Origin of the sequence: Paraburkholderia gardini (assembly GCF_907164575.1) — a bacterium.
In the GTDB taxonomy this organism is placed as follows: domain Bacteria; phylum Pseudomonadota; class Gammaproteobacteria; order Burkholderiales; family Burkholderiaceae; genus Paraburkholderia; species Paraburkholderia gardini.
Genome location: NZ_CAJQYY010000015.1, coordinates 1 through 25,152 on the forward strand (window position 1 = coordinate 1; position 25,152 = coordinate 25,152).

Below are 25,152 nucleotides of genomic sequence, written 5' to 3' on the forward strand. Positions count from 1 at the left end.
TGCGCTTCGCTTCGCTCGCTGTGATCAACTTACGGTGGGACTTGCACCCACAAGAGTGCGCCCATGCTGGGCGCACAAGCAAAAAAGCCGCCGAACAACGTCGGCGGCCCTTGAAAACTAAAAACAGAAACTACCCTGGCCTCGCGCCAGATCTAGTCCTCGATCCGCTCCAGCCCCGCGGCTTCGGCACTGCTATCCGCAACACCCGCCCATGCGGCCGCCACCAGCGCGAGACTCGCGACATCCCCCGGCGTCAATGCCACGAGCTGCGCGCTCGCCGCGTCCAGATCGCTCCACGCGCCATGTTCGAGCGCATCGATCGCGGACAGCAACGCGCCCAGCGCCCCTTCGCGACGCAGAATCGCCGCGCGGATCGGACGCGTCAGCATCAGCATGTCGAGCGTGCTGTCCAGCGGCTCGCCGAACACCGCATCCACAAACGAAAACACGCCCGTGAGAAACGCCGCATCGGCTTCGTCGCGCCCCGCCTCAGGCAGACGCTCGATCGCGAGTTCCATGAAACGCGCGCGCGTGGCGGCGAGTTGCAGCAGCGGATCGTCTTCGAGCGACACCTTGCGGCCGTCCGCGTAAAGCAGCAGTTGCGTCCAGCGTGCAATGCGGTTCGTGCCCGTTGCGTTGATCGCTTCGCGCAGCGACGTGACCTTGTGACCGAGACCCAGGCCACTCGAATTCGCGAGCCGCATCAGATGCATTACTAGCACGGGGTTGAGCTTGAGTTCCGCCTCGAGCTGCGCGACGGTCGGATCGGATGCGAGCAGTTGCAGCAGGTTCAGCAGCGCATGACGCGGCGCGCCGGCACGGCGCATGCCCTGCGCCTGCGGACGCGCGAAGAAATAGCCCTGAAAACGGTCGAAGCCGAGATCGTGTGCCGTCTGAAACGCGGCCGGCGTATCGAGGCCCTTCGCGATCAGAATTTTGCCCGCTGCCTTCAGCACCTTCGCGAGCTTGGGCAGCAAAGCGGGTTGTGTGTTGCCAAAATCGATCTTGACGGCATCGGCGTACGGCAGCAGCTTCGCAAAGGTGTCGTCGGGCTGCGTGACGTCGTCGAGCACGAAACGATAACGTTTGCCATGCAGCGCGATCACGCGGCTGACAAGCATGTCGTCGGCAACGAGATCGGGTGGCAGTTCGAGCATGAAGCGGGAGGGTGGCAGCCGTCGCAGCGTCTCGTCGAACAGCATCTCGCGGCTCGCATCGACATACGCCATATGGCCCGCGAGCGCGCTGCCGGCATCGGGATGCGCCGCGGCCTGGATGACGCGCTTCGCCACCTGGACACGTGCCGCCTGCGCGTCCTTGACGGACTGCGCGAACGCTGCGACGTCGTTTTCGCTATCGGTGAAGTTCGCGGGATCGGGCTCCGGCACGGCCGGGCTGCGCACTTTCAGCTCGAAGCCGCACAGCATGCCTTCGCGGTCCAGCAAGGGCTGGCGGGCAACATAGACTTCGTCCTGCACTGCGGCTGCCTGCCCGGCGGCGCCCCCCGGCTGATGCGGATCTTCGACTGCGTTGATGGTCATTCCCGTCCCCTGCGAAGCGTATCGACGCTCCGTTCTACCTGGCCTGGCTGATTCTGGTGTGTTTGCCGTGGCAGGGCGCGGCGTTCATGCATTCGCGCCACGGCCCTGCGACACCCGCAGATTCTAGCGCACGTGGGCCTCGCCAGATACCCGCCCGGCGCGGTTTTCCGAAAAAAACGGCCATCGAAGTCATCGAAATGGCCGGTTCCAAATCACCGGATGCGGCATGAGCCCTGCCGGAGCGAACGCCCCGGGCGCGCCATGCTTACTTCAGCACGACCTTCACATCGAAATACTTCGCGGCGAAGCGATCGATGGTGCCGTCGGCTTTCAATTCCTTTAACGCCTGGTTAAGCGCGTCCTTCAAAGCCGCGTCGCCCTTGCGCACGCCGAAGCCGACGCCCGCGCCAAGCAGCTTTTCGTCGCTGACCGGCGGGCCCGCGAATTCAAAGCCCGCGCCTTGCGGGCGCTTCAGAAAGCCCTTCGAGGCCGCTTCGGCGTCCTGGAACGCAGCGTCGAGGCGACCGGAGGCGAGATCCTCATAGATCTGGTCCTGCGTCTGGTACGGCACGACGTCGACACCCGCCGGCGCCCAGCGGGCCTTTGCGTACGTCTCCTGAATCGTGCCCTGCAGCACGCCCACATGTTTGCCCTTCAACGATGCCGGCACCGGCAGCAGGCCACCGCCCTTCTTCGCGATCATCTGGTTCGGGATCGTGTAGATCGGATCGGTGAAATCGACCGCCTGCCGGCGCTGGTCGGTGATCGTCATATCCGAATTGATCGCACTGAACTTGCGCGCCTGCAACGCGGGAATCAGACCGTCGAACGAATTTTCGACCCACACGCATTTCGCTTTCAGCTTTGCGCAAACGGCATTGCCGATATCGATGTCGAAGCCTTGCAGCGCGCCCGCGGGCGTTTTCGATTCGAACGGTGCATACGACGCTTCGACACCGAAGCGGATTTCCTTGATGTCGGTTGCGGATGCGTTGCCCGCTGCCAGTGCGGCCGACGCGAAAAGCACGCTCGCGGCCATGTAACGCCAGGTTGTGTTCATCAGGGGGTCCTTGCTGGTAACGAGGTAAAACGGAGAACCGGATCGGGGCGTGCATGATCGCAGCGCCCGCAGCGTGGTTCAAATCGGGGCGACTGGCGTGGTGCGGCGCAACAGTCGCGAGGGCGGGATTGTACAGCGTCCGCGCGACGGATCTGGCCTGGCGCCCGGCGCTCGCGATGCATCCGGCACACAGCGCGCGTGCAAGCGAACATGCAATCGGGTGTCGCAATCAGACAAGAAATGTGAGAGCGTGCATGCCTGACTCGAACTTTTCTTCGGCGGCTATCGATGAAACTCTATTTTTCTCCGGGCGCGTGCTCGCTCGCGGTCCACATCGCGCTGCGCGAAGCGGGTGTCGATTTTCAGGGCATCAAGGTCAACCTGCAGCATCACACGCTGGGCGGAGGCGAAGACTACTATGCGATCTCGCCGCGCGGCTATGTGCCGCTGCTTGAACTCGACGACAGCTCACGCCATACCGAAGTCGCGGCCCTGCTTCAGTACATCGCCGATCTCGATCCGCAGCGCGCGCTGATTCCGCCTCCGGGTTCGCTGGAACGGCTTGCCGTGCTCGAATGGCTCACGTTTGTCGGTACCGAATTGCACAAGACGTTCAGCCCCTGGCTATGGCATCCGGATACGGCGGAATCGACGAAACAGGCATGCCGCACGAAGCTCGCAGCGCGTTTGGGGGAACTTGAACGCGCGTTGACGAGCCGCGAATATCTGACGGGCTCGTTCACCGTCGCCGATGCGTACGCGTTCACGATCGTCAACTGGAGCCGCATGCTGGCGATCGATCTGTCGGCGTTCCCGCAGTTGAAGGCGTACATGGCGCGCGTCGCTGCACGGCCTAAAGTGCGCGAGGCAATGGCAGCGGAGGGACTGAAGGTCTGACGTTGCGGCGGGCACGGCTGCGCGTCAGCGGGCCGTGCGTGCGGCGGATTCAGGCCAGCGCGGCGAGCGTGCTGTCTGTCGTCTCGATGACGAGCAGGCCCGCGCGCAGACCCGGCTTGACGGTCGGATTCGGAAACACGATGCGCTCTTCGTCGTGACGCACGGTATAGCGATAGTCGCCGTCATGCGCGAGCAGCGTGTCTTTCACGAAGGGCGTGAAATTGGGCACATCGGCAGCGACGAGCAGTTCGAACGCGTCGCTCTGCTTCGTGATCTGGTCGATCACGGTGAACACGCGCGGCAGCGGCGCTGCTTCATCGCCGGATACGCCCGCCACGAGCTGACGCAACGCGCAATCCGCACCCGCGAAACGCGCGAGATCGTTCTGCCCGAACGGGCGCACCTTGCCGAGTTCGAGCGTACAGGCAAGCGCGCCGCACGCGTCGGCGGTGAAATGCGAATACGTGTTGCCTTTCGTCGTGTGCAGCAGAACGGCGGCGATGCGCGCATCGCGCAGCCACCCGAACATCACGCGCGAAAGCGGCGCGCCGGTATGCGGCAGCAGCGCGAACTGCTCGAACACGGACGCACGAATCGCGGTATGCATGTCGACGTGCCAGCGCGCTTCGGGCACGTCCGGCGCAGCGGCGAAAAAGTGTTTTGCGGCTTCTTCGAGTGCAGCCGCGCGCGGCGCTTCATGACTCTGCGGCACCTGTGCATGACGCCCGCTAAAGAGACGGTTCAGGTCGTCGTCGCGATAGCGGCACGCGTCGCGCATCGCGTCGACGTTGCCCAGAATCACGAGCAGACGACATTCGAGCGATGCCTTGCCCGAAGCGATATCCCGCACGAGCGCACAGAGCAGTTCGATTGGCGCGGTTTCATCGCCATGAATGCCCGCGGAGGCCAGCACACTGCGCGTGGTTTGCTTGAGCGCGGCCGGTTCGAGCAGCAGCACGCCGTTATCGAGCCACGCGTAACGCACACCGTTCGCCGACGTGCCCTGCGCCTGCGCGGAAAAAGGACGCGTGCCCGCCAGCGTGTACGCGAGAAAATCGTCGAGCAGCGCGTTCATGCCGGGCTTAGCGCTGGAAGTCATAAAGCGAGCCGAGGCCGAGAATCTGCGTCAGTTCGTCGAGCGCCGTGCGCGATTCGGCGAGCAGCAAAGGATCGGTCAGATCGGACGGCGCAAGGCGGTCGCGATAGTGCTTTTCGATCCACGCATCGAGGCGGCCGAACAACGTATCGTTGATCCACACGCCCGGCGCAACAGCCGTACGCTCGGCGTCATTCAGAACGACGCGCAGACGCAGGCACGCCGGGCCGCCGCCGTTCTTCATGCTTTCGCGCAGATCGAAGACCAGCACTTCGTCGATCGGACCATGCCGTTCCGTCAGGCTGTCGAGATACGCGGCGACGCGTTCGTTTTCGCGGCATTCCTGCGGTACGACCAGCACCTGACGGCCATCGGGGCGCGTCAGCAGCTGGCTGTTGAACAGATACGACGAAACGGCATCGGGCACGCTCACCTGCGCATCCGGCACCTCGATCACGCTAAACGGCGCGCCGAGTTTTTCGAGCTTCTTCGACAGTTCGTCATACACGGAAGACTGATCGACGAACGCCAGTTCATGACAGAACAGCGTGTTGCGGTTACCGACGGCGATCACGTCGTTATGAAACACGCCCGCGTCGATCACGTCCGGATTCTGCTGCGCGTATACCGTGCCGCCTTCGACCAGCCCGTGACGATGCGCCACCGCGCGGCTCGCCTCGAACGTCTGACGTGCCGGAAAGCGCTTCGGCTCCGGTCCGCGCCGATATTCGCTGCGGCCATAGACGAAGAATTCGACGCCACGTACGCCGTATTCCGCGCAAAAGCGCGTGTGATTCGCGGCACCTTCGTCGCCGAGCGCGGGCGTGCCCGTCAACGCCTCGTGTACCGCGAAGCGCGCATCGTCGGCGAAGATCGCACGCAGCGTGCGGCGGGTCGATTCGTGCTCGATCGCGCGATGCAGCTTGCTGCACAGGTTGGCCGGCGTGAAATGCACGCGGCCGTCGTGCGTATCGGCCGAAGGGCTCACGGTTGCCGCGTTCGCCGTCCACATCGCCGATGCGGAACTGGCGGCCGCCAGCAACTCGGGCGCGTCCTTTGCGACGCGCGCGATCACGGTGGCGTCGTCGCCCGAGAAACCGAGTTCGCGCAAGAGGCGCATCGACGGCCGCTCCTGCGGCGGCAGCACGCCCTGGTTAAAACCGAGGTCGGCCAGCTGCTTCATCTTGCGCAGGCCCTGCTTTGCGGCGGCCTTCGGATTCGCAACCGATTTCTCGTTATTCTGCGACGCGACGTTGCCGAACGACAGCCCTGCGTAGTTGTGCGTCGGGCCGACGAGCCCGTCGAAATTGGCTTCAGAGGCGGACATCGTCGTTCCTTAAAATTGAAGACCCGGCGACACGCTCGCGGGCATCTGCAGTTGGGCGCTTTCGACGGAAGCCATCGGATACGCGCAGTAATCGGCTGCGTAGTACGCGCTCGGCCGGTTGTTGCCCGAGCGCCCCGTGCCGCCGAAAGGCGCGCCCGACGACGCACCGTTGGTCGGCCGGTTCCAGTTCACGATGCCGGCGCGAATGCGATGCTGGAAATGCGTCCATAGCGTCTCGTCATCCGCGAGCAGGCCGGCGGAGAGACCGAATTCGGTGTCGTTCGCACGCTCGATGGCATCGTCGAAATTGCCGTAGCGGACGATCTGCGCAAGCGGGCCGAAATGTTCTTCATCGGGCAGATTCCGCACGTGTGTCACATCGAGAATCGCGGGCGTGACGAAGCCCAGCTTCGGATCGCGCTGCTCCATCGCCAGCAGCGCTTTCGCACCGTCGGCGAGCAGCCTGTCCTGTGCCGCGACGAGACGCGAAGCCGCGCGCGCCGAGATCACCGCACCCATGAACGGTTGCGGATTTGCGTTGTACTCGCCGACCGCGATACGTGACGTTACATCGACAAGGCGCTCGATATAGCGGTCGCCGAACGCATCGTCCGGCACGAAGATGCGGCGCGCGCACGTACAGCGCTGACCGGCCGACAGGAACGCGGATTGAATCGTGTGATGCACGGCGGCATCCATATCGCTGACCGGCGCGATCACGAGCGGGTTGTTGCCGCCCATTTCGAGCGCGAGCACGATCTCCGGACGACCGCCGAACTGCTTGTGCAGCAGCGTGCCGGTATCCGAACTGCCGGTGAAGAAGAGACCGTCGATCTGCCGGTGATTCGCAAGCGCGATACCGGTTTCCTTCTCGCCCTGCACGAGATTCAGCACGCCGGCGGGCAGGCCCGCTTCGCGCCACACCTCGACGGTCGTCTGCGCGACGCCGGGTGCGAGTTCCGACGGCTTGAACACCACCGCGTTACCCGCGATCAGCGCCGGCACGATGTGACCGTTGGGCAGATGACCCGGGAAATTGTACGGCCCGAATACCGCCACGACGCCATGCGGACGATGCCGCAACACCGCGACGCCATCGGCCATCGGCACGCGTTTCTCGCCGGTGCGCTCGTTGTAGGCCTGAATCGAAATCCCGACCTTCGCGGCCATCGATGCGACTTCAGTGCGCGCCTCCCACAGCGGCTTGCCAGTCTCGCGACCGATCGCCTCGGCTATCGCTTCCTTGCGCTCCGTCAGCAGTTCAGCGAAGCGGCGCACGATCGCGATCCGTGCGTCGAAATCGAGCGAGGCCCACGATTGAAATGCCTTACGGGCACTGCGCACCGCGCGGTCGACGTCGTCGGCGGAGGCGCTGTGGCCTTCCCACACGACCTGAGCGGTGCCCGGATTGCGCGAAGCGAATACGTGACCGGTGCCGGCGGCCCATTCGCCGTCGATGAAAAGCTCGTTCATGATCATCCTTGTCTTGATTTCAGCGGCAGCACCCGCACGGCATCGCCGGCACGCACGTCGAGCGCGGCGGCGTCTTCGGCCGTGAGACGGAACACGCCCGCCTCCGGCACACCCGGTGCCACGCCCACGCGGAAATCGGTCAGCGAAGTATTCGAGACCAGCGCACGCCGCCCGTCGTGATGCGCGAGCGGCGCGCCGGTTTCAACCGGCACGACGACGCTTTCACGCACCGTATGCAGGTCGGCGATATGGCATTCGAGCACCGGACCCGCGTCGAAAATATCGACGTGATTCTCGTAGCGCAGCCCTTCCGTTTCGAGCATGCGGCGCGCGGGAATCGTGTCGCTATGTGTGAGTCCGACGCATTCCTGCGCTTCTTGCGGCAACAGATCGACATACACCGGATAACGCGGCATCAGTTCGGCGAGGAACGACTTGCGTCCGTGCGAGCTGAGGTAATCGGCTGCGTTGAAATCGATCTGGTAGAAATGCGAACCGACCGCGCGCCAGAACGGCGACGATCCGCTCGCATCGAAATGCCCACGCAGTTCGGCACAGATACGTTGCGGAAACCGTTCGGGAAACTGCGCGATAAACATGAAGCGCGAGCGCGACAGCAGACCGCCGACACCGCTCGTGCGATAGCGCGGGCTGAGAAAGAGCGAACAGACCTCCGCGTAGCCCGTCAGATCGTGCGAGATGTTGAGCGCGCGCATCTTCGTCCAGATGCCGAGATCCTGGCTCGCGTGCACCACCGTGCTCACACGATAGTTGTAGAACGGCTGTTCGAGTCCGACCGCGGTTTCGATGCCGCAGACACCGGCCACGTCGCCGGTCGCCGTATCCTCCATCACGAAGAAGTAACCTTCCTCGTGCGGCGCGGCGCGGCCTTCCATCGTGCGACGCGCGCGTTCGATGCGCGCGGCCAGCGCGTCACGGTCCGGCTTGAACGTGGTGAGACCTGGGCCTGTCTCGTGAGCGAGCGCGACGAGCGCATCCACATCGCCCGTCTGCACGACGCGAACGACGATCATTGTGCTTCTCCCGAGTGTTCGTTCCGTGCGGCCTGGTGAAGGCGCACGCAGCGTACCGTATCGCCATCCCGCACGCCGAGTGCCTCACGTACGGTCGCAGGCAACGCGGCGCCCGTTGCGCTGTCGATGGACAGATCCGCCAGCACGCAGCGGAAATCGCCTTCGCGGTTGCTCGCGACCAGATACGTCGGACCCTGTGCGGCCGAAGCCGCTTCGCGCACCACGCGGTTTTCGTTGCGCGCCACGCACGCCGCGCGATCGATCTGCGCGGTGAGTACCGGGCCCGCGTCGAAAATATCGATGTAGCGGTCGGTTTCGAAGCCTTCTTCCTGGTGGATGTCGTAAGCGAGCAAGGCCTTTTCGTCCGGCTCGCCCAGCACACGCTGGGCGGCTTCCGGCAGCAACGGCACGTACACCGGATAGCTCGGCATGACTTCGGCGATGAACGTGCGGCTTCTGCCGCCCGATTCGATTTCGATGTCGGCGAAATCACGGCCGAAGAACTTGCGGCCCACCGCTTCCCAGAACGGCGATACCCCTGCGTCATCGGTTACGCCGAGCAGCAGCGAAAACACTTCCGGTGTGAAGCGCTTGCGGTTCGCGGCGATATACATCATGCGCGAGCGCGACATCAGATGCGCTGCCGCATCGCCACGCAGCGACGGATCGATATAGAAACCCGCGAGACGGCTCTTGCCCGTCAGTTCGTGCGACATCGTGAGCGCGTGAATCTTGCGGCTGACGTGCAGCTCGCGCGACGCGTGGATCAGCGCGTCGTTACGAAACACGTAGAACGGTTCCGAATAACCCGCTGCCGCGACGATGCTCGCCGTGCCGAGCAGCTTGCCGGTGGCGGCATCCTCGAGCACGAACAGATAGAACTCTTCACTCGGAAAATCGATTTCCGCGCGAAACGAATCCTCTGACAACGCGATGCGCGCTTCCAGCAGCCGCCGGTCGTGCGGCAACGAATGCAGCACCGGTTGGGCCGTGAGCGCCATGTGTTCGAGCGCATCGAGATCGGCGAGACGGCTGGGGCGTACGAAGAGCATCATCGTTCCAGTGGTTGAATGCGATGCAGTGGATCAGCGGGCCGCTTCGGCGGTCGCGGTGTTCGTCGCGATAACCGCTTCGATCGCCTTTTCGACGCGCGCGAGGCCTTCGTTCAGGTCGTCGAGCGGCATCACGAGCGAAGGCGCGAAACGCAGCACGTCCGGACCGGCCATCAGCATCATCGCGCCATGGTTCGCGGCGGCGGTGACGAAGTCTTTCGCGCGGCCCCTGAACGGATCGTTGAGTTCGGCGCCGATCAGGAGGCCCTTGCCGCGCACATCCCTGAAGATGCCAAAACGTTCGTTGATCTTCGCGAGCTTCGCCTTCAGCAGATCGCTGCGCGTGCGCACGCCTTCGAGCACGGCAGGCGCGCTGATCAGCTCGACCACCTTGTCGGCGATCGCGGCGGCGAGCGGATTGCCGCCGTACGTCGTGCCATGCACGCCCACCTTGAAATGCGCGGCGATCGCGGTCGTCGTCAGCATCGCGCCGATCGGGAAGCCGTTGCCGAGTGCTTTCGCGGTGGTCAGGATGTCCGGCGTCACGCCCGTGTCCTGATACGCGTAAAAATAGCCGCTGCGGCCCACACCCGTTTGTACCTCGTCAAAAATCAGCAGTGCGCCGTGCTGGTCGCAGGCTTCGCGCAGCGCCTTCAGAAACGCCGGATCGGCCGGGATCACACCGCCTTCGCCCTGGATCGGCTCGACGATCACCGCGCACGTCTTCGCGCCGATGGCCTTCAGCGCGGCCTCCGTGTCGTTGTACGGCAAATGGATGATGCCTTCGGGAATCGGGCCGAAGCCTTCCGAATACTTCGACTGGCCGCCGACGCTCACGGTGAAGAACGTCCGGCCATGAAACGACTGCGTGAACGACACGATTTCGTATTTTTCCGCACCGAAACGCTCGAACGCGACGCGGCGCGCGAGTTTCAGCGCCGCTTCGTTCGCTTCGGCACCCGAGTTCGCGAAGAACGCTCGATCGGCGAACGTCAGGGCTTCGAGGCGCTTCGCGAGGCGCAGCACCGGCTCGTTCGTGTAACCGTTACCGACATGCCACAACTGGCTGCCCTGCTCCTCCAGAACCTTCAGCAGTGCCGGATGCGAATGGCCGAGCGCCGTGACGGCAATGCCGCCCGCGAAGTCGATATAGTCGCGGCCCTGCGTGTCCCAGACGCGCGAACCCTCGCCGCGCACCGGCACGAACGCGGCGGGCGAGAACAGCGGCACCATCACTTCGTCGAAGGTCTGGCGCGTCACAGTCAGGTCGTTCATGGCAACTCCTCGTTCAGTAATGTCTCTAGTGTAGGAAAACGCCCGCGAGCCGTCTTGCTCATACGCGACGCGTTTCCATCGAAGTTACTGCCCGGCCGGCCTCCGTTACACCGCCCGGACCTCGTCAATCCGTACCGGGCGGCTCGATCAGCGCGGCCGGACGCGGCTCGCCAGTGGGCGCCGTGCGGCCGTCCGCCGCCGCGCCGCCGTGCTGTTTCTCGATGTAATTGCGACGATCCTCGCGCGGTGTGACGCCGAAATGTTCGCGATACGCATTGGAAAAATGCGCCGCCGACGAGAATCCGCACGCGAGACTGATCTGCACCACCGATTTGCTGGTGCGCTGAAGCTGCGTGCGCGCCTTCGAAAGCCGCAGCGCGTGGTAGTAGCGCGACGGCATCGCAGCCAGGTACTGACGAAACAGGCGCTCGAGCTGGCGCCGCGACACACCGACGAGATCCGCGATTTCGTCGGTGGTGAGCGGGTCTTCGATGTTCGCTTCCATCAGCAGCAGCGCGTCGTTCAAACGCGGGTGACGCTCGCCGGGCGCGGTCACGAACGGAATGCGCTGCCGTTCCTCGCCTGCGCGCAGCACGCCGACGCCGAGCGTATCGGCGATGCGGTCGGCCAGCTCCGGCCCATGTTCGCGGCCGATCATCGCAAGCATGAAGTCGACCGTCGCCTGGCCGCCCGCGCAGGTCGCGCGATCGCGATCGATTTCGAAGATCTGCTGGGTGACGATCGAGCGTTCGAACTGCTCGGTGAACTGCTGGTAGGTTTCCCAGTTCACGCTCACACGATAGCCGGACAGCTGACCCGCCATCGCGAGCCACCACACGCCGTGATGAATGCCGGTGACGAGCGGCGTGCGCTGTCCGACGCGTGAAAGGCTCGCGAGAAAGAGCCGGTAATCGGCGAACTGCTGAAAGCGCTCGCTGACGACGATCAGCCAGTCGCACGAAACCGCGTCGCCGAAGGCGGCATCGGCGGGCCACTGCGCGCCGCCCGACAGCGGCACCGGCCGGCCGTCCCACGAACACACCTGCCAGCGATACAGCGCGCGTCCGTCGATTTCGTTGGCGAGCGTGAGCGCATCGACAATCGGTCCGACACCCGACATCGACACAGGCGGCAACGCAACAATCGCCACCTGGGTCGTACGTGCCGGACTGGACGGGCGAGGCATGCTGGGTTTAAACCGACTGAACGGCAGGCATTATTTGAGGCTGCCCGACAGGAACTGCTTCAGGCGTTCGCTGCGCGGTGTGGTCAGCACTTCGGTCGGCAGGCCCTCTTCTTCCGTGCGCCCCTGATGCAGGAACATTACATGGTTCGATACGTTGCGCGCGAAACCCATTTCGTGCGTGACGACGATCATCGTGCGGCCTTCATCGGCGAGCTTCTGCATCACCTTCAGCACTTCGCCGACGAGCTCGGGATCGAGCGCGGAAGTCGGTTCGTCGAACAGCATCACGTCCGGGTCCATCGCGAGCGCCCGCGCGATCGCGACGCGCTGCTGCTGGCCGCCGGAAAGATGCGACGGGTACTGTTTTTCGAGGCGCGGCGCGAGACCGACCTTCTCCAGATACACGCGTGCGCGCTCTTCCGCTTCGCGCCGCGACAGGCCGAGCACATGAATCGGCGCCTCGACGATGTTCTCCAGCACGTTCATGTGCGCCCACAGGTTGAAATGCTGGAACACCATCGCGAGTTTCGTGCGGATGCGTTGCAGCTGCTTGTGGTCGGCGACTTCGAGATTGCCGTGACTGTCGGCTTTGGTGCGCACGGCTTCGCCATCGACGACGATCTGCCCGGCGTTCGGCCGTTCGAGAAAATTGATGCAGCGCAGAAACGTGCTCTTGCCCGAACCGCTCGCGCCGATGATGCTGATCACGTCGCCCTTGTTTGCATTCAGCGACACGCCTTTCAGCACTTCGTTATCGCCGTAGCGCTTGTGGATGTCCTGCACGGCAAGCTTGCAGGCTTCGGTCTGGCTTGTATGGAGCAAAATGCTCTCCCGGTAAATACGCAGGCTGTTCTGCGAGAGGGTGCAACACAGTGACCAGCGGCATCATGCGCGCCGCCGGACCGGATCCGGCAGATGGCGCCTAGTGCGTGCGCACGGCCAGATAGGCAAGCCAGCGGCGCTCGGCCCGCCGGAACCCGGCGACCAGTGCAAACGATACCGCACAGTAGATCAGCGCCGCGATGCCGAACGCGTCGAACGAGCGGTAGGTTGCCGAATTCACGTCCCGCGCGACCTTGAGGATATCCGGCACCGTCGCGGTAAAGGCAACGGTGGTGGCATGCAGCATCAGGATCACTTCGTTACTGTACAACGGCAGCGCACGGCGCAGCGCGGACGGTATCACAATGCGGCGATACATCGTAAAGCCGCTCATGCCGTAAGCGCGAGCCGCTTCGACTTCACCGTGCGGGGTCGAGCGGATCGCGCCCGCGAAAATCTCGGTCGTATAGGCGCAGGTATTCAGCGCGAACGCGAGAATCGCGCAGTAAAAACCGCTGCGAAAGAACGCATCGAGCAACGAATGCGCGCGCACGAATTCGAGGCTGTAGATGCCGGTGTAGATCAGCAGCAACTGCACGTAAAGCGGCGTGCCGCGAAAGACGTACGTATAGAAGCGCACCGGCATCGACAGCCAGCGCTTTTTCGACACGCGCGCCACCGCCAGCGGAATCGCCATCACGAAGCCGAAGCCGATCGAGACGACCAGCAGCCACAGCGTGACCGCGAGCCCCGACATGCGATGGCCGTCCCAGAACAGGAACGCGCGCCAGTATTCGGTGAGAATTTCGGTCATGATGGCCTCAGAGGTCGGCGTGCCGCACGCCGGTCGAATAGCGCCGCGTGAGCCACACGAGCGCGAAGTTCGACACCGTCGTGATCGCCAGATAGATCAGCGCCGCAACGGCGATGAAGAAGAACATGTTGAACGTGCTTTTGCCCGCGTCCTGTGCGGCTTTCACGATATCGGCGAGCCCGATGATCGAAACCAGCGCGGTCGCCTTGACGAGCACCTGCCAGTTGTTGCCGATGCCCGGCAGCGCGAAGCGCATCATCTGCGGAAACAGGATGCGCGTGAACACACGCATGCCGCTCATGCCGTACGCACTGCCCGCTTCGAGCTGGCCGCGCGGCACCGCGAGAAACGCGCCGCGAAACGTCTCGGTGAAGTACGCGCCGTAAATGAAACCGAGCGTCAGCACGCCCGCGACGAACGGATCGATGTCGAACTGCGGCAGGTTCAGCGCGTCGGTGAAATTATTGACCGCGATCTGGATGCTGTAGAAGAGCAGCAGCATCAGCACGAGGTCCGGCACCGAACGGATCAGCGTCGTGTAGCCGGTTGCGGCCATGCGCAGCGGCCGGTTAAACGAGAGTTTCGCCGCCGCGCCCGCAAGGCCGAGCAGCACGGATGCCGCGAGCGACAACACCGAGAGCTCGATCGTCTGCATGGTGCCGGCAAGGAGCAACGGACCAAAGCCGTATAGGACCACGGGTGTCTCCATCGAAGTATTGTCTTGAGGCCGCGGCCCGAACGCGTGCGGCGTCAGTGCGGCCTTCGTGTATGGCGCGGATACTCGCAGGCAAAAAAAATTTGCTCAAAGGCCCGCGCACTGGTTGCTGCGTCGCAGCAATCGCCGGCCGCTCGCGACGAAAACGTGCAAGCCCCCTTCTGGCGGGCCGGATCGTGCCGTAAGGGGATTGCATGCAGGACTCGTCAGACGTGTTTTTGGCAAGTTTCGAGTCGCTTTTTCGATAGACGGAATGCATGCCTGCCGGGCCTTTCGCTAGACTGATGTTCCCGGCACGCCCGCCCTTGCCTGACGTTAAGCGTATCCACTTAAGCGAGTCCACGCATGACAGACCGGTTCGATCCCGCGACACTCGACGTCTATTCGCAAGGCGCCGCCCGCTACAGCCAGGACTGGCTCGACCAGCCGCCGCCCGCGGACATGTATGCGCTGTTCGCCACGCATCTGCTGCCGGGCGGGCTGACCGCCGATATCGGCTGCGGCAACGGGCGCGATGTCGCCTGGATGGCGGCGAACGGTTACCGGGTCACCGGCTTCGAAGCGTCGCCGGGTTTGCTTGCCGAGGCTCGCCGGCTCAATCCGGACCTGACGTTTCGCGCGGCCACGTTGCCCACGCTGCCGGAAATCGACGAGACGTTCGATAACGTCGTCTGCGAAACGGTGATCATGCATTTGCCAGCCACGTCGATCACGCTCGCCGTCGATAACCTGCTGCGGATCCTGAGGCCGAGCGGCGTGCTGTATCTCTCATGGCGCGTGACCGAAGGCGAAGACCTGCGACAAAAGGACGGCAGGCTCTATAGCGCGTTCGAAGCCGCGCTGGTTACCGACACACTGAGCGACTGCGCGATCCTGCTGTTCGAGGACGTGACGAGCGAAAGCTCCGGCAGGCGCATCTGCCGCGTGATCGCATCAAAGCGCGAAGGCGAGATTTGACGCGTGCCTCGCAGGTAGGTGCCCTGCGTCCGCGCTCAGTCCATGCCGAGCCGCGACCTGATTGCCGGCATCATGGCTTCGACGGCCGCGCGGCCCTCTTCGATCGCGGGCGCCGCGCGATGAAAATCGAACGTGCCCATACCGCCAAGACGCGGCTGGATCAGGATATCCGCAGGTTCCCCGGCAAGCCGGCTACGCGTGATGCGCACCTGCATGATGTCGATGCTCTGCGCGATCGAATTCAACATTGAAGGCACCCTGGCACTGGGCGGCGGCGGCACGCGCACGTCGCCCGTACCGGTCGTCCGGTCGTTTTCGGGCGCAAGCCAGCGCGGCCACGGCTTGCCGTTCTTGCGCAACGCGACGGGCGGTGGCGCGGCGTGCGCATTCGCATCCGCTTCGGTGTCGCCGGATACAGGCAGCGGCAAGGGCAGCGGTGTATCGGTCACTATTCCGCCCAGATCGCGTCCGTTGAGGATGTCGTTATTCAGATCGATGGCGATCACACAATCGGCCCGCATCCCGCGCGCGACCGAAACGGGCACTGGATTCGTCAGAGCGCCATCGACAAGCCACGCGTCGTCGTGCCGCACCGGCGTGAAGATGCCGGGAATCGCGATCGACGCGCGCACGGCGTCCACCACACGTCCCTCCTGCATCCAGATCTCGCGGCCCGAATCGAGTTCGGTCGCGACAGCGGCGAACGGTATTTTGAGGTCGCGGATTTCGCAGCCGTTAAACCGTTCCGCGAAGAGCTGGATAACCTTGCGTCCGCCCAGCAATCCGCCGGAAAACCGCAGATCGAGCAGCCGCACGACGGTTTGCCACGTCAGCCGCGCGACCCATTCCTCGAGCCAGTCGAGATCGCCGTTCGCGTAGACCGCCCCGACGAGCGCGCCGATCGATGTGCCGCACACCACGTCCGGCCGGATACCCGCGTCCTCCAGCGCGCGAATTGCGCCGATATGGGCCCAGCCGCGGGCAGCGCCACCGCCGAGTACGAGGCCGATGCGATGAGGCGGGCGTCGACGGATCATTTTTTTCTCTCCGGTCCCATGCAGGATGGTGGCTGCTAGCGTCCGCGGATGATGTCCGAGCGCGACGTCGTATAGACCTTGCCTTGCGCATCGAAATGCACGTTGAAGAACGCTTCGGGCGTCACGCCGCCTTCGAGCCACTTCCAGCTCCACACCGTTTCGGGCTTGAGCGGATAGCGGGCGATTTCACCGGGCTTGCCGAGCAGGCGGCGCACTTCGTCCCCGGTCATGCCGGCGTGAATCTTCGCGAAGTTCGCGGCGGTCAGCACCTGGGTGACGGCGGCAAGACGACCGTCGCGGTCGATGTCGACCATATACGTGTTGAGCCCTTGCGGGCCGCGCGGATACTCGAAGCGCTTCGAGCCGTCGGTGAAGGTGCGCTCCGTTTCCGGCTTGCCCATCTGGCTTCGAATCTGGTCTTCGGTCGTGATGCCGGGCGTGAGGCCCTTGAGCAGCAGCGCATCCGGCTTGACGGCGTTAAAGAAATCCTTGAGCTTTTGCACGGCCTGGTCGGTTTGTTGGTCGTTGCACGCGGCAAGCGAAAGCGCGGTGGCAAACGCGAGCGTGGCAACGAAGGGCAGTCTGGAACGAAACGCCATCCTGATAGCGGCTCTCATGATGTATGAATGATGCGCTACAGGATAGCCGCCCGTCATCAAAAGGGCGAGTCTTCAACGACCGGAGCATGCGCGTGCGCATGGAGGCACGCGGATCGAAAGCGTCGCGACATTGCCGTGAAGGCAATTCGCAATATGGCGTGACGTGACGCATTGCCTCGCGCACGAGGCATAAAAAAAGACGCCCGGCAGCGGCGCAGCATGCGGTGCAACAGGTCAGGCGTGCGCCTCTGTGTGCATGTGTCCGCGATGCTGACCGCTGCTCGCGGTCGTCTGGTCCCTCGACTTGAATCGATTCGGGTGTCGACAATCTAGACGCAATCCACCGCTTAGGCGAGAGCGCGTTTACACCGACTCGGCAGATGAATCGGCGCATCGCGCGAAAGCGTTGCGGGAAGCGTGACATGCAAAAACCCGCGCACCGCTCGCCACTTTATCCAGCGATTCAAATCGTGTGAATGAACATGGCGTCATGTGGAAGCGCATCCACAGGAATGACACCGCGCGCGGATTACGACGCTGGCGGTCACGTCGATTGACCTGACCGGTCCGGATCGCCCGGGTTTGTTCCGCGTAGCCAACCTACGCGTGACAATGCCGGGCCGGTCAGCGTCAAATGCCCAGCACGGTTGTCGCTTCCTGCAAGGCCGTCAGCATGTCCACGCAGGAAGCGGCAGCTTCACGCTATCGCGTACCGGATGCGATTTCTGTGCGACGTCACACGCATGCGCCTTTTTCGTGCAATGCATGCGTCGGTTCGAACGTGCGTGCGCCTTCGGCACGCTGCAACACCCTTTCCGGGGCAGGGGCTTGTCTGGGTCGTCAGCGAGAATGCGGGCGCTTTGGCACAATCGCGCTTTGCCTGTTCCGCGGGCGGCCGACGCGTATCCGGATACTCCGTCCGGCGCAGCCGCCACGCGTGAGGCGCCGGACACCTTGCCATGATTCCCTTTTCCGTTCTCGATCTTTCTCCCATCAACGTCGGCTCGACCGCGACGCAGGCGTTCAAAAACACGCTGGATCTCGCGCAGCACGTTGAAACGTGGGGCTATCACCGTTACTGGCTCGCCGAGCATCACAACATGACCGGCATCGCGAGCGCGGCCACCTCCGTGGTGATCGGTCATGTGGCGGGCGGCACGCGGCGCATTCGCGTCGGTTCCGGTGGCGTGATGCTGCCGAACCACGCGCCGCTCGTGATCGCCGAACAGTTTGGCACGCTCGAATCGCTGTACCCCGGGCGGATCGATCTCGGTCTCGGCCGCGCGCCGGGCACCGACCAGACGACTGCCCGCGCATTGCGGCGCGACCTGCAAGGCAGCGCCGATTCGTTCCCGGACGACGTCGTCGAGCTGCAGCGCTATTTCGCCGAGCCCGTATCCGGCCAGCGCGTGCGGGCCGTGCCCGGCGCCGGCCTGCAGGTGCCGCTCTGGCTGCTCGGTTCGAGCCTTTTCAGCGCGCAGCTGGCCGCCGCGCTCGGCCTGCCGTTTGCATTCGCATCGCACTTCGCGCCCGACCACATGCTGACGGCGTTACGTCTGTACCGCTCGCAGTTCCGCCCTTCCGCGACACTCGAGCGGCCTTACGCGATGGTCGGCGTCAACCTGTTCGCCGCGGACACGAACGACGAAGCGCAGCTTCTGATGACCTCGCTGCAGCAGCAGTTCGTGAACCTGCGACGCGGCACGCCGGGTCAACTGCAACCGCCCGTCGAGCGCATTCAGGCGACGGAGCAGGAATTGAGCGGCGTCGCGCATTCGCTCGCGTGTTCGGTGGTGGGCGATCGCGATACCGTGCGCGAGGGCCTGCTTTCGGTAATCGAACAGACCGGCGCCGACGAGTTGATGCTGACCGCGCAGATCTTCGATCACGCGGCACGCCTGCGGTCGTTCGAAATCGCCGCCCAGGTGCGCGACGAACTCATCGCGGGCACACAGTAAGCCGCGGGCCGCGCGGCTTCCACGCTGACGGTACCGACTGGTTCAGTGGTTTGTCGGCACCGCCGCCAGACCGTCGAGGAGTGCCTTGTGGAACATCCGCGGATCCTGCATCTGCGGCGCATGGCCGAGTTCGGCGAATTCGACCAGCGTCGCGTGCGGAATTGCCTTCGCCGCTGCCTTCCCAAGCTCCGGATAGTGGCCGATCTTCGCGCGCACCGCCGGCGGCGCAACGTCCTTGCCGATCGCGGTGGTGTCCTTCTGGCCGATCAGCAACAGTGTCGGCATCTGCAACTGGCCGAGTTCGTAGACGACCGGCTGCGTGTAGATCATGTCGTAGAGCAGCGCCGAATCCCACGCCACTTCCTTCCTGCCCGGCCCGCGATACAGGCCGGCCAGCATCTGTACCCACGGCTCGTATTCGGGGCGCCACGTCCCCGCGTAATACGTCGCCTGCTCGTAACGGCGAATACCGTCCGCGCTCGTCTTCAGCTCCCGTTCATACCACTGGTCGACCGATAGCGAAGGGACGCCCTTCGCTTTCCAGTCTTCGAGACCGATCGGGTTCACGAGCACCAGTTGCTGCGTCTCTTTCGGATACATCAGTGCATAGCGGATCGCGAGCATGCCGCCCGTCGAATGCCCGATCATGGTGACGTTTTCCGCGCCGATCGACGCGAGCAACGCATGCGTGTTGCGCGCGAGCTGCTGGAAGCTGAACTGGTAGTGAGCCGGCTTGCTCGATTTGCAGAACCCGATCTGGTCGGGCGCGACGACGCGATACCCGGCGTCGCTCAACCACTGGATCGTGGTTTCCCACGTTGCGCTGCAAAAGTTCTTGCCATGCAGCAGGACCGCTGTGCGACCGTTCGGATGGGCAGGCCTGATGTCCATGTACGCCATATGCAGCGTTTCGCCCTGCGACGTGAACTCGAACTGCTGGACCGGCGCGGGATAGTTGAAGCCCTGCAGTTCGGGACCGTAGGCGGGGCCGTCAGTGCTGTCGTCGGCCGCGAACGCGGTGATGGAGCCAGACGATACGGAAAACGCCACGGCAAGCGAAACGGCAACAGCAGGCAGGAATCGGCGACGAAATTTCATGGGCATGAAAGAGGCAGATGGACGGGACCGGCAGTTTCAGCGAAGCGCAGCAGAACCGGGCATGAACCACGAAGCCGCCAGGAAGACGCTCCTCGCGAAACCTCGCGTCAAACCCGCACCGCCGGCAAGCCGCTGATTCTACGTCGTGCGCGCCCGATGCGCTGGCCACGTCGTCGCACGCTTGCAGCGCCCTGACCGGTGGCACGCTAATTGCCCCCTTGAAAAATCGCGCTTTGCGGCACACCGCACGCCCGGGCAGGACGGATCGGGGCGATACTGGCAGCGCCGGCGGCATCCGGGCATGGCGCGCCCCCACATAATCCAGACTATGCGTGGGCGCCGATTCAATGCTAAAACTGTCAGGCGAAGTGGCGAATAAAACAATGGCATTGCACCCGGGGGAAACAATCATGGAGACGAAAACATGGAAACTCCGGCAAGCCTCAACGATCTGCAACGCTCCACGCTCGCCATTGTGCTGGCCGGCGGCCGCGGCACCCGTCTCGGGCCGCTCACGAACAAGCGCGTCAAACCGGCCGTTCATTTCGGCGGCAAATACCGGATCATCGATTTCGCCCTGTCGAACTGCCTGAATTCGGGCATTCGCCGCATCGCGGTCGTCACGCAGTACAAGGCGCATTCGCTGATACGCCACGTGCAGCGCGGCTGGGGTTTCCTGCGCGGCGAATTCAACGAGTTCATCGACCTGTGGCCCGCGCAACAGCGCGTCGAAGGCGCGCACTGGTATCGCGGCACGGCCGACGCGGTGTTCCAGAACCTCGACATCATCCGCTCGATCAAGCCGAAGTACGTCGTCGTACTGGCGGGCGATCACATCTACAAGATGGATTACACGCGCATGATCATGGACCACGCGGAGAGCGGCGCGGACTGCACGGTCGGCTGTATCGAGGTGCCACGCATGGAAGCGGTGGCGTTCGGTGTGATGCACGTGGATGAAAACCGGCGCGTGACGGGCTTTGTCGAAAAACCCGCCGATCCGCCCGCGATGCCGGGCCGTCCTGACATCGCGCTCGCCAGCATGGGCATCTACGTGTTCAACACGGAATACCTCTACACGCTGCTCGAGGAAAACATCACGAGCGCCGCGACGGATCACGATTTCGGCAAGGACATCCTGCCGCGCGTCGTCACGCAGGGACACGCGATCGCGCATCCTTTCAGCATGTCGTGCGTGTCGTCGGGCAACGAGACGGAACCGTACTGGCGCGACGTCGGCACGATCGACGCGTACTGGGCCGCGAATCTCGACCTCGCCTCGACCATTCCGACGCTCGACCTGTACGACCCGGACTGGCCGATCTGGACGCATATGCAGCAGTTGCCGCCCGCCAAGTTCGTGCGCGACATGAACGGTCTGCAGGGTTCGGCCACGAACCTGATCGTGTGCGGCGGCTGCGTGATTTCCGGCTCGCAGATTTCGCGCTCGGTGCTGTCGTCGAATTGCGTCGTGAATTCGTTCTGTAACATCAATGAGGCAGTCTTGCTGCCACAGGTGACGATCGGACCGAGCTGCCGGCTGCGCAAGGTCGTGATCGACCGGGGCTGCACGATTCCGGAAGGCACTGTGATCGGCGAAGACCCGGTACAGGACGGCGAACGGTTCTATCGCACCGAGAGCGGTGTCGTGCTCGTCACCCCGGACGCGCTGCGACGACAGGCGGCACGATAGAAACCATGTGCGGCGCGTCGCGTGCCTGACGTCAACCATCGCATCGACGAGGAGTCTCACTTATGACGACGCGCGTCCTGCACGTCGCGAGCGAGTTGTATCCGCTCCTGAAAACCGGCGGACTCGCCGACGTGGTCGGCGCCCTGCCGCCCGCGCTGATCGAACGCGGCGCCGATGTGCGCGCCCTGCTGCCGGGTTTTCCGCCGGTCGTGAGCGGTCTCGCCGACCTGCGGCCGGTGGCGAACCTCGGCAGCCGCTTCGGCGCGGCCCGCGTGACGCTCGAACTCGGCACGCTGGCATCGACAGGCCTGCAGATCTATGTCATCCGCGCCGACGAGCTGTACACGCGCCACGGCAACCCGTATCTCGACGACGACCACGTGCCGTACGGCGACAACGCGCAGCGCTTCGCGCTGCTCGGCTGGACCGCCGCGCAACTCGCGCAGTACGCCGATCCGTCGTGGGCGCCGCAGATCGTTCACGCGCACGACTGGCACGCGGGTCTCGCACCGGCTTATCTGAAAGCGGCCGAACGGGAACAGGGCAAGCCTGTCGCGCGCAGCATCTTCACCGTGCACAACCTCGCGTATCAGGGCATTTTTCCGGCGCATCAGTTCGGGCAGCTCGGCCTGCCGGCGGATTTCTTCAACATGCATGGCATCGAGTTTTACGGCCAGTTGTCGTTCCTGAAAGCAGGCCTCTATTACGCCGACCGCATCACCACGGTCAGCCCGACTTACGCACGCGAAATCCAGACGCTCGCGCAAGGTGGCGGCCTCGATGCGCTGCTGCGTGAACGCGCGCACGATCTGAGCGGCATTCTGAACGGCGTCGATTATTCGATCTGGAGCCCGGCGAACGACGCCGCCCTGCCCGCGCGCTACACGGGTTCGCGTCTCGCGGGCAAACGGGCCTGCAAGGAGGCGTTGCAAAAGCGCTTCGGCATCGCGCAGAAAAGCGATGCGCTGCTGTTCGGCGTGGTGAGCCGCCTGACGGAACAGAAAGGGCTCGACCTGCTGCTTGCCGCCCTGCCGGAAATCATCAGGCGCGGAGGCCAGCTCGTCGTGCTCGGCACCGGCGACCCGGCGCTTGAAAACGGGCTCCTGCGCGTCGCGCAGACGCATCCGGATGCGGTCGCCGTCGAGCGCGGTTTCGACGAGGCGCTCGCGCATGAAATCGTCGCGGGCAGCGACGTGGTCGCGGTGCCGTCGCGTTTCGAGCCGTGCGGGCTCACGCAGCTTTATGCGCTCGCTTACGGTTCGCTGCCGCTCGTGCATTGCGTCGGAGGGCTTGCCGATACCGTGGTCGATGCGTCGCTCGAAAACCTGGCCGACGATCTCGCGACCGGCTTCGTGTTCATCCACTTCACGCCCGACGCGCTGCAGGGTGCGATCCGGCGCGCGTTCGCGCTCCACGCGCGGCGCACCGAATGGAAAGCCACGCAGCAACGCGCGATGCGTCAGGACTTCGGCTGGGGCGCTTCGGCGGAACAGTATCTGGCGCTGTATCGCGGACTGGTTTGACGCCGCCGCGCCCCGCGGGATCCGCGAAAACACGCTGACGTGATGGTTCGGCGCAACATCGCGGGGCCGGATCGGGTCCACAAGCGCCAAAACTCGGGTATTGTTCCTGAATGCGCTGCAGCACGCGCGAATGGCTGGGATCGTCGTGCCGCGTTCGACGCAATTGCCCGAAACGAACGCTTCAGGCGGTTGGCTCGCGAATCCCTGGTCCACCTCATCGCAAACGGCGCGCATTGTCCGCGTCGACGAAGCACACCATGAAAAACGTCTTGAGCATTCAGTCGCACGTCGTATTCGGTCATGCGGGCAACAGCGCCGCGGAGTTTCCGATGCGCCGCCTCGGCGTCAACGTGTGGCCGCTCAATACGGTGCAGTTCTCCAATCACACGCAATACGGTCACTGGACAGGCAGCGCAATCGACGCCGCGCAGATGGAAGATCTTGTCGACGGCATCGGTGCGATCGGCATGCTGCCACGCTGCGATGCGGTGCTCTCGGGTTACCTGGGCACGCCCGATCAAGGTCAGGCCGTGGTCGAAATCGTGCGCGCCGTGAAGGCCGCGAACCCGAACGCCTGGTACTTCTGCGATCCGGTGATGAGCTCGGCACGGGGCGGCTGCAAGGTCGAGCCCGGTATCCAGGAGTTTCTGGTGCGCACGATGCCTGAATTCGCCGACGGCATGGCGCCCAACCATATCGAACTGCAACGGCTGGTCGGGTGCGAAATCGAAACCGTCGAGGAAGCCGTTGCCGCGTGCCGCGAAGTGATCCGGCGCGGGCCGAAAATCATGCTCGTGAAACATCTGTACGATCGCAATACGCCCGCCGACCGCTTCAACATGCTTGTCGTCACCGAACGCGAAGCGTGGATGGGCCAGCGCCCGCTGTATCCGTTCGCACGCCAGCCGGTCGGCGTCGGCGACCTGACGAGCGCGGTATTCGTCGCGCGAACGCTGCTTGGCGACCCGGTGCGCTCGGCGTTCGAACATACGATCGCGGCCGTCAATGCGGTCGTCAAGGCGACATGGGAAGCGCATCGCTACGAACTCGAACTGGTCGCGGCACAAGACGGAATCGCGTATCCGCGCGACTGGTTCGATGCGTGGGTCGTGAACGAAGCGGGCTGAGCACGGCGGCCGGCAAACGGGCAAACGGCCCGTGCCGGTAAGTGGTCGCGCAACGTCCTGTAATTCGGACCCGGGCCGGACGCCTTTCGCAGGCATAAAGGTCATATCAGCCATATCAGGCGAATCACACGCGTCACCGCAACAAGGCAAAGAGGCACAGATGGACGGACACATCCGCAGCGAGCGGGAAGAAATTTTCGAGGAATTGTGCATCAGCGTCGACGCCGACGAAGCGCACGAACAGGAAGCCATCGAGTACTTCGAGAAGCAGTTCGGCGAGGCGGATTTCGACCCGGCGCAATGGCTCGATATCGCGCTCTACTACTCGCCGGCGGTGGCGGGCGGCATCGTCGATCTCGTCACGGCCGACGACAGGGCGCGTAGCAACATCGCCGAAATCATCGCGGACAATCTCGACATCTCGTACGGCGAGGACGAATGCCAGCAGTTCGCCGAGACGATCCAGTTCGCGATGGCAAACGGCATCCCGGTCGATCTCGACGTGGTGCTCGACGGCTGCATGCGCGCAATCGACGATCTCGACACCTGGGCGGAAGAAGACGTCAAGGAACCGCTCGTTCGCCTGCGCGAAGAACTGCTGCGCCTGCAAGGCGAACACTGATATGCCGGCCGGCGCACCCGCGCCGGCTTCCGGCTGATACCGCCCTCCCCCTCGCCCGCCCCGGCTACGTCTTTCGCCTCTGAGGTCATACCCTGGTCTCGCGCCCACGCTGCCTGTGCTGAAATGCTCATTCAAAGCGCCGCGAACTGCCAAGACGGCCTCATATTGGCTTTCTATATTCGCGCCAGATTGATCATCATGATCGGGCTGGTTGCGGATCGCTTCGGTTGTTTCAATCGCCGCGCT

22 protein-coding genes are annotated in these 25,152 nt (G+C 64.0%); 7 read left to right on the plus strand and 15 right to left on the minus strand.

What is annotated here, in order from left to right; translation table 11 throughout:
• Positions 1–152 precede the first annotated feature (152 nt).
• Entirely contained in the window at positions 153–1,541 is a 1,389-nt protein-coding gene (locus LPA34_RS13840; RefSeq protein WP_411178989.1) for an EAL and HDOD domain-containing protein, read from the minus strand.
• Positions 1,542–1,806: 265 nt separating this feature from the next.
• Positions 1,807–2,601, minus strand: coding sequence for an ABC transporter substrate-binding protein (locus tag LPA34_RS13845; protein WP_228979006.1), 795 nt, complete (start codon positions 2,599–2,601; stop codon positions 1,807–1,809).
• A gap of 288 nt (positions 2,602–2,889) precedes the next feature.
• Here LPA34_RS13845 and gstA point away from each other — a divergent pair, with 288 nt between their 5' ends.
• Entirely contained in the window at positions 2,890–3,498 is a 609-nt protein-coding gene (gene gstA, locus LPA34_RS13850; protein WP_228979009.1) for a glutathione transferase GstA, read from the plus strand.
• 49 nt (positions 3,499–3,547) lie between these two features.
• Here gstA and astE read toward each other — a convergent pair whose 3' ends face one another.
• The 10 genes from astE to LPA34_RS13900 all read right to left on the minus strand — a co-directional run bounded on the left by astE (position 3,548) and on the right by LPA34_RS13900 (position 14,274).
• On the minus strand, positions 3,548–4,597 hold the full coding sequence (gene astE / locus LPA34_RS13855; protein WP_228979010.1) for a succinylglutamate desuccinylase: 1,050 nt from the start codon (positions 4,595–4,597) through the stop codon (positions 3,548–3,550).
• A complete protein-coding gene (astB, locus tag LPA34_RS13860) occupies positions 4,581–5,921 on the minus strand; it encodes an N-succinylarginine dihydrolase (RefSeq protein WP_228979012.1) in 1,341 nt (446 codons plus the stop codon). The genes astE and astB overlap by 17 nt, the downstream gene beginning before the upstream one ends.
• A gap of 9 nt (positions 5,922–5,930) precedes the next feature.
• Positions 5,931–7,394 carry a succinylglutamate-semialdehyde dehydrogenase gene (astD, locus tag LPA34_RS13865; RefSeq protein ID WP_228979015.1) on the minus strand — a complete coding sequence of 488 codons (1,464 nt, stop codon included), beginning with the start codon at positions 7,392–7,394 and terminating at the stop codon, positions 5,931–5,933.
• A gap of 2 nt (positions 7,395–7,396) precedes the next feature.
• A complete protein-coding gene (astA, locus tag LPA34_RS13870) occupies positions 7,397–8,428 on the minus strand; it encodes an arginine N-succinyltransferase (RefSeq protein ID WP_228979017.1) in 1,032 nt (343 codons plus the stop codon).
• Entirely contained in the window at positions 8,425–9,480 is a 1,056-nt protein-coding gene (gene aruF, locus LPA34_RS13875; RefSeq protein ID WP_228979251.1) for an arginine/ornithine succinyltransferase subunit alpha, read from the minus strand. The genes astA and aruF overlap by 4 nt, the downstream gene beginning before the upstream one ends.
• A gap of 33 nt (positions 9,481–9,513) precedes the next feature.
• Positions 9,514–10,755, minus strand: coding sequence for an aspartate aminotransferase family protein (locus LPA34_RS13880; protein WP_228979019.1), 1,242 nt, complete (start codon positions 10,753–10,755; stop codon positions 9,514–9,516).
• A 124-nt stretch (positions 10,756–10,879) separates the two neighbouring features.
• Positions 10,880–11,941, minus strand: coding sequence for a GlxA family transcriptional regulator (locus LPA34_RS13885; protein ID WP_228979022.1), 1,062 nt, complete (start codon positions 11,939–11,941; stop codon positions 10,880–10,882).
• Positions 11,942–11,971: 30 nt separating this feature from the next.
• Positions 11,972–12,763, minus strand: coding sequence for an ABC transporter ATP-binding protein (locus LPA34_RS13890; RefSeq protein ID WP_228979023.1), 792 nt, complete (start codon positions 12,761–12,763; stop codon positions 11,972–11,974).
• Positions 12,764–12,863: 100 nt separating this feature from the next.
• Positions 12,864–13,577: an ABC transporter permease gene (locus tag LPA34_RS13895; protein WP_228979024.1), complete on the minus strand. Its 714-nt coding sequence runs from the start codon at positions 13,575–13,577 to the stop codon at positions 12,864–12,866.
• A 7-nt stretch (positions 13,578–13,584) separates the two neighbouring features.
• Entirely contained in the window at positions 13,585–14,274 is a 690-nt protein-coding gene (locus LPA34_RS13900) for an ABC transporter permease (protein WP_228979253.1), read from the minus strand.
• 363 nt (positions 14,275–14,637) lie between these two features.
• Here LPA34_RS13900 and LPA34_RS13905 point away from each other — a divergent pair, with 363 nt between their 5' ends.
• Positions 14,638–15,249, plus strand: a complete 612-nt coding sequence (locus LPA34_RS13905) for a class I SAM-dependent methyltransferase (protein ID WP_228979025.1) — start codon at positions 14,638–14,640, stop codon at positions 15,247–15,249.
• Positions 15,250–15,284: 35 nt separating this feature from the next.
• Here LPA34_RS13905 and LPA34_RS13910 read toward each other — a convergent pair whose 3' ends face one another.
• Positions 15,285–16,286, minus strand: a complete 1,002-nt coding sequence (locus LPA34_RS13910; protein WP_228979026.1) for a patatin-like phospholipase family protein — start codon at positions 16,284–16,286, stop codon at positions 15,285–15,287.
• Positions 16,287–16,321: 35 nt separating this feature from the next.
• The gene (locus LPA34_RS13915; RefSeq protein WP_228979027.1) at positions 16,322–16,885 is read right to left on the minus strand and encodes a hypothetical protein; all 564 of its coding nucleotides are present in this window, start codon (positions 16,883–16,885) and stop codon (positions 16,322–16,324) included.
• A 959-nt stretch (positions 16,886–17,844) separates the two neighbouring features.
• On the opposite strand from LPA34_RS13915, the gene LPA34_RS13920 reads away from it, so the two are divergent.
• A complete protein-coding gene (locus LPA34_RS13920) occupies positions 17,845–18,843 on the plus strand; it encodes an LLM class flavin-dependent oxidoreductase (protein ID WP_228979029.1) in 999 nt (332 codons plus the stop codon).
• 42 nt (positions 18,844–18,885) lie between these two features.
• Here the strand turns inward: LPA34_RS13920 and LPA34_RS13925 are convergent, their stop codons facing one another.
• Complete coding sequence (locus LPA34_RS13925; RefSeq protein ID WP_228979031.1) at positions 18,886–19,947, minus strand: alpha/beta fold hydrolase; 1,062 nt, start codon at positions 19,945–19,947, stop codon at positions 18,886–18,888.
• A gap of 418 nt (positions 19,948–20,365) precedes the next feature.
• Between LPA34_RS13925 and glgC the strand changes: the two genes are divergently transcribed.
• The 4 genes from glgC (at position 20,366) to LPA34_RS13945 (ending at position 24,906) form a co-directional block, all read left to right on the plus strand.
• Complete coding sequence (gene glgC, locus LPA34_RS13930; RefSeq protein WP_228979033.1) at positions 20,366–21,634, plus strand: glucose-1-phosphate adenylyltransferase; 1,269 nt, start codon at positions 20,366–20,368, stop codon at positions 21,632–21,634.
• 62 nt (positions 21,635–21,696) lie between these two features.
• Entirely contained in the window at positions 21,697–23,157 is a 1,461-nt protein-coding gene (glgA, locus tag LPA34_RS13935; protein ID WP_228979035.1) for a glycogen synthase GlgA, read from the plus strand.
• A 257-nt stretch (positions 23,158–23,414) separates the two neighbouring features.
• A complete protein-coding gene (gene pdxY, locus LPA34_RS13940; protein ID WP_228979038.1) occupies positions 23,415–24,284 on the plus strand; it encodes a pyridoxal kinase PdxY in 870 nt (289 codons plus the stop codon).
• A 160-nt stretch (positions 24,285–24,444) separates the two neighbouring features.
• Positions 24,445–24,906, plus strand: coding sequence for a hypothetical protein (locus LPA34_RS13945; protein WP_228979039.1), 462 nt, complete (start codon positions 24,445–24,447; stop codon positions 24,904–24,906).
• Positions 24,907–25,152: the final 246 nt, after the last annotated feature.

Bases quoted from the DNA above. Each gene is read 5' to 3' on its own strand.
- LPA34_RS13840 (WP_411178989.1), bottom strand. From the start codon at position 1,541: ATGACCATCAACGCAGTCGAAGATCCGCATCAGCCGGGGGGCGCCGCC.
- LPA34_RS13845 (WP_228979006.1), bottom strand. From the start codon at position 2,601: ATGAACACAACCTGGCGTTACATGGCCGCGAGCGTGCTTTTCGCGTCG.
- gstA (WP_228979009.1), top strand. From the start codon at position 2,890: ATGAAACTCTATTTTTCTCCGGGCGCGTGCTCGCTCGCGGTCCACATC.
- astE (WP_228979010.1), bottom strand. From the start codon at position 4,597: ATGACTTCCAGCGCTAAGCCCGGCATGAACGCGCTGCTCGACGATTTT.
- astB (WP_228979012.1), bottom strand. From the start codon at position 5,921: ATGTCCGCCTCTGAAGCCAATTTCGACGGGCTCGTCGGCCCGACGCAC.
- astD (WP_228979015.1), bottom strand. From the start codon at position 7,394: ATGAACGAGCTTTTCATCGACGGCGAATGGGCCGCCGGCACCGGTCAC.
- astA (WP_228979017.1), bottom strand. From the start codon at position 8,428: ATGATCGTCGTTCGCGTCGTGCAGACGGGCGATGTGGATGCGCTCGTC.
- aruF (WP_228979251.1), bottom strand. From the start codon at position 9,480: ATGCTCTTCGTACGCCCCAGCCGTCTCGCCGATCTCGATGCGCTCGAA.
- LPA34_RS13880 (WP_228979019.1), bottom strand. From the start codon at position 10,755: ATGAACGACCTGACTGTGACGCGCCAGACCTTCGACGAAGTGATGGTG.
- LPA34_RS13885 (WP_228979022.1), bottom strand. From the start codon at position 11,941: ATGCCTCGCCCGTCCAGTCCGGCACGTACGACCCAGGTGGCGATTGTT.
- LPA34_RS13895 (WP_228979024.1), bottom strand. From the start codon at position 13,577: ATGACCGAAATTCTCACCGAATACTGGCGCGCGTTCCTGTTCTGGGAC.
- LPA34_RS13905 (WP_228979025.1), top strand. From the start codon at position 14,638: ATGACAGACCGGTTCGATCCCGCGACACTCGACGTCTATTCGCAAGGC.
- LPA34_RS13910 (WP_228979026.1), bottom strand. From the start codon at position 16,286: ATGATCCGTCGACGCCCGCCTCATCGCATCGGCCTCGTACTCGGCGGT.
- LPA34_RS13915 (WP_228979027.1), bottom strand. From the start codon at position 16,885: ATGGCGTTTCGTTCCAGACTGCCCTTCGTTGCCACGCTCGCGTTTGCC.
- LPA34_RS13920 (WP_228979029.1), top strand. From the start codon at position 17,845: ATGATTCCCTTTTCCGTTCTCGATCTTTCTCCCATCAACGTCGGCTCG.
- LPA34_RS13925 (WP_228979031.1), bottom strand. From the start codon at position 19,947: ATGCCCATGAAATTTCGTCGCCGATTCCTGCCTGCTGTTGCCGTTTCG.
- glgC (WP_228979033.1), top strand. From the start codon at position 20,366: ATGGAAACTCCGGCAAGCCTCAACGATCTGCAACGCTCCACGCTCGCC.
- glgA (WP_228979035.1), top strand. From the start codon at position 21,697: ATGACGACGCGCGTCCTGCACGTCGCGAGCGAGTTGTATCCGCTCCTG.
- pdxY (WP_228979038.1), top strand. From the start codon at position 23,415: ATGAAAAACGTCTTGAGCATTCAGTCGCACGTCGTATTCGGTCATGCG.
- LPA34_RS13945 (WP_228979039.1), top strand. From the start codon at position 24,445: ATGGACGGACACATCCGCAGCGAGCGGGAAGAAATTTTCGAGGAATTG.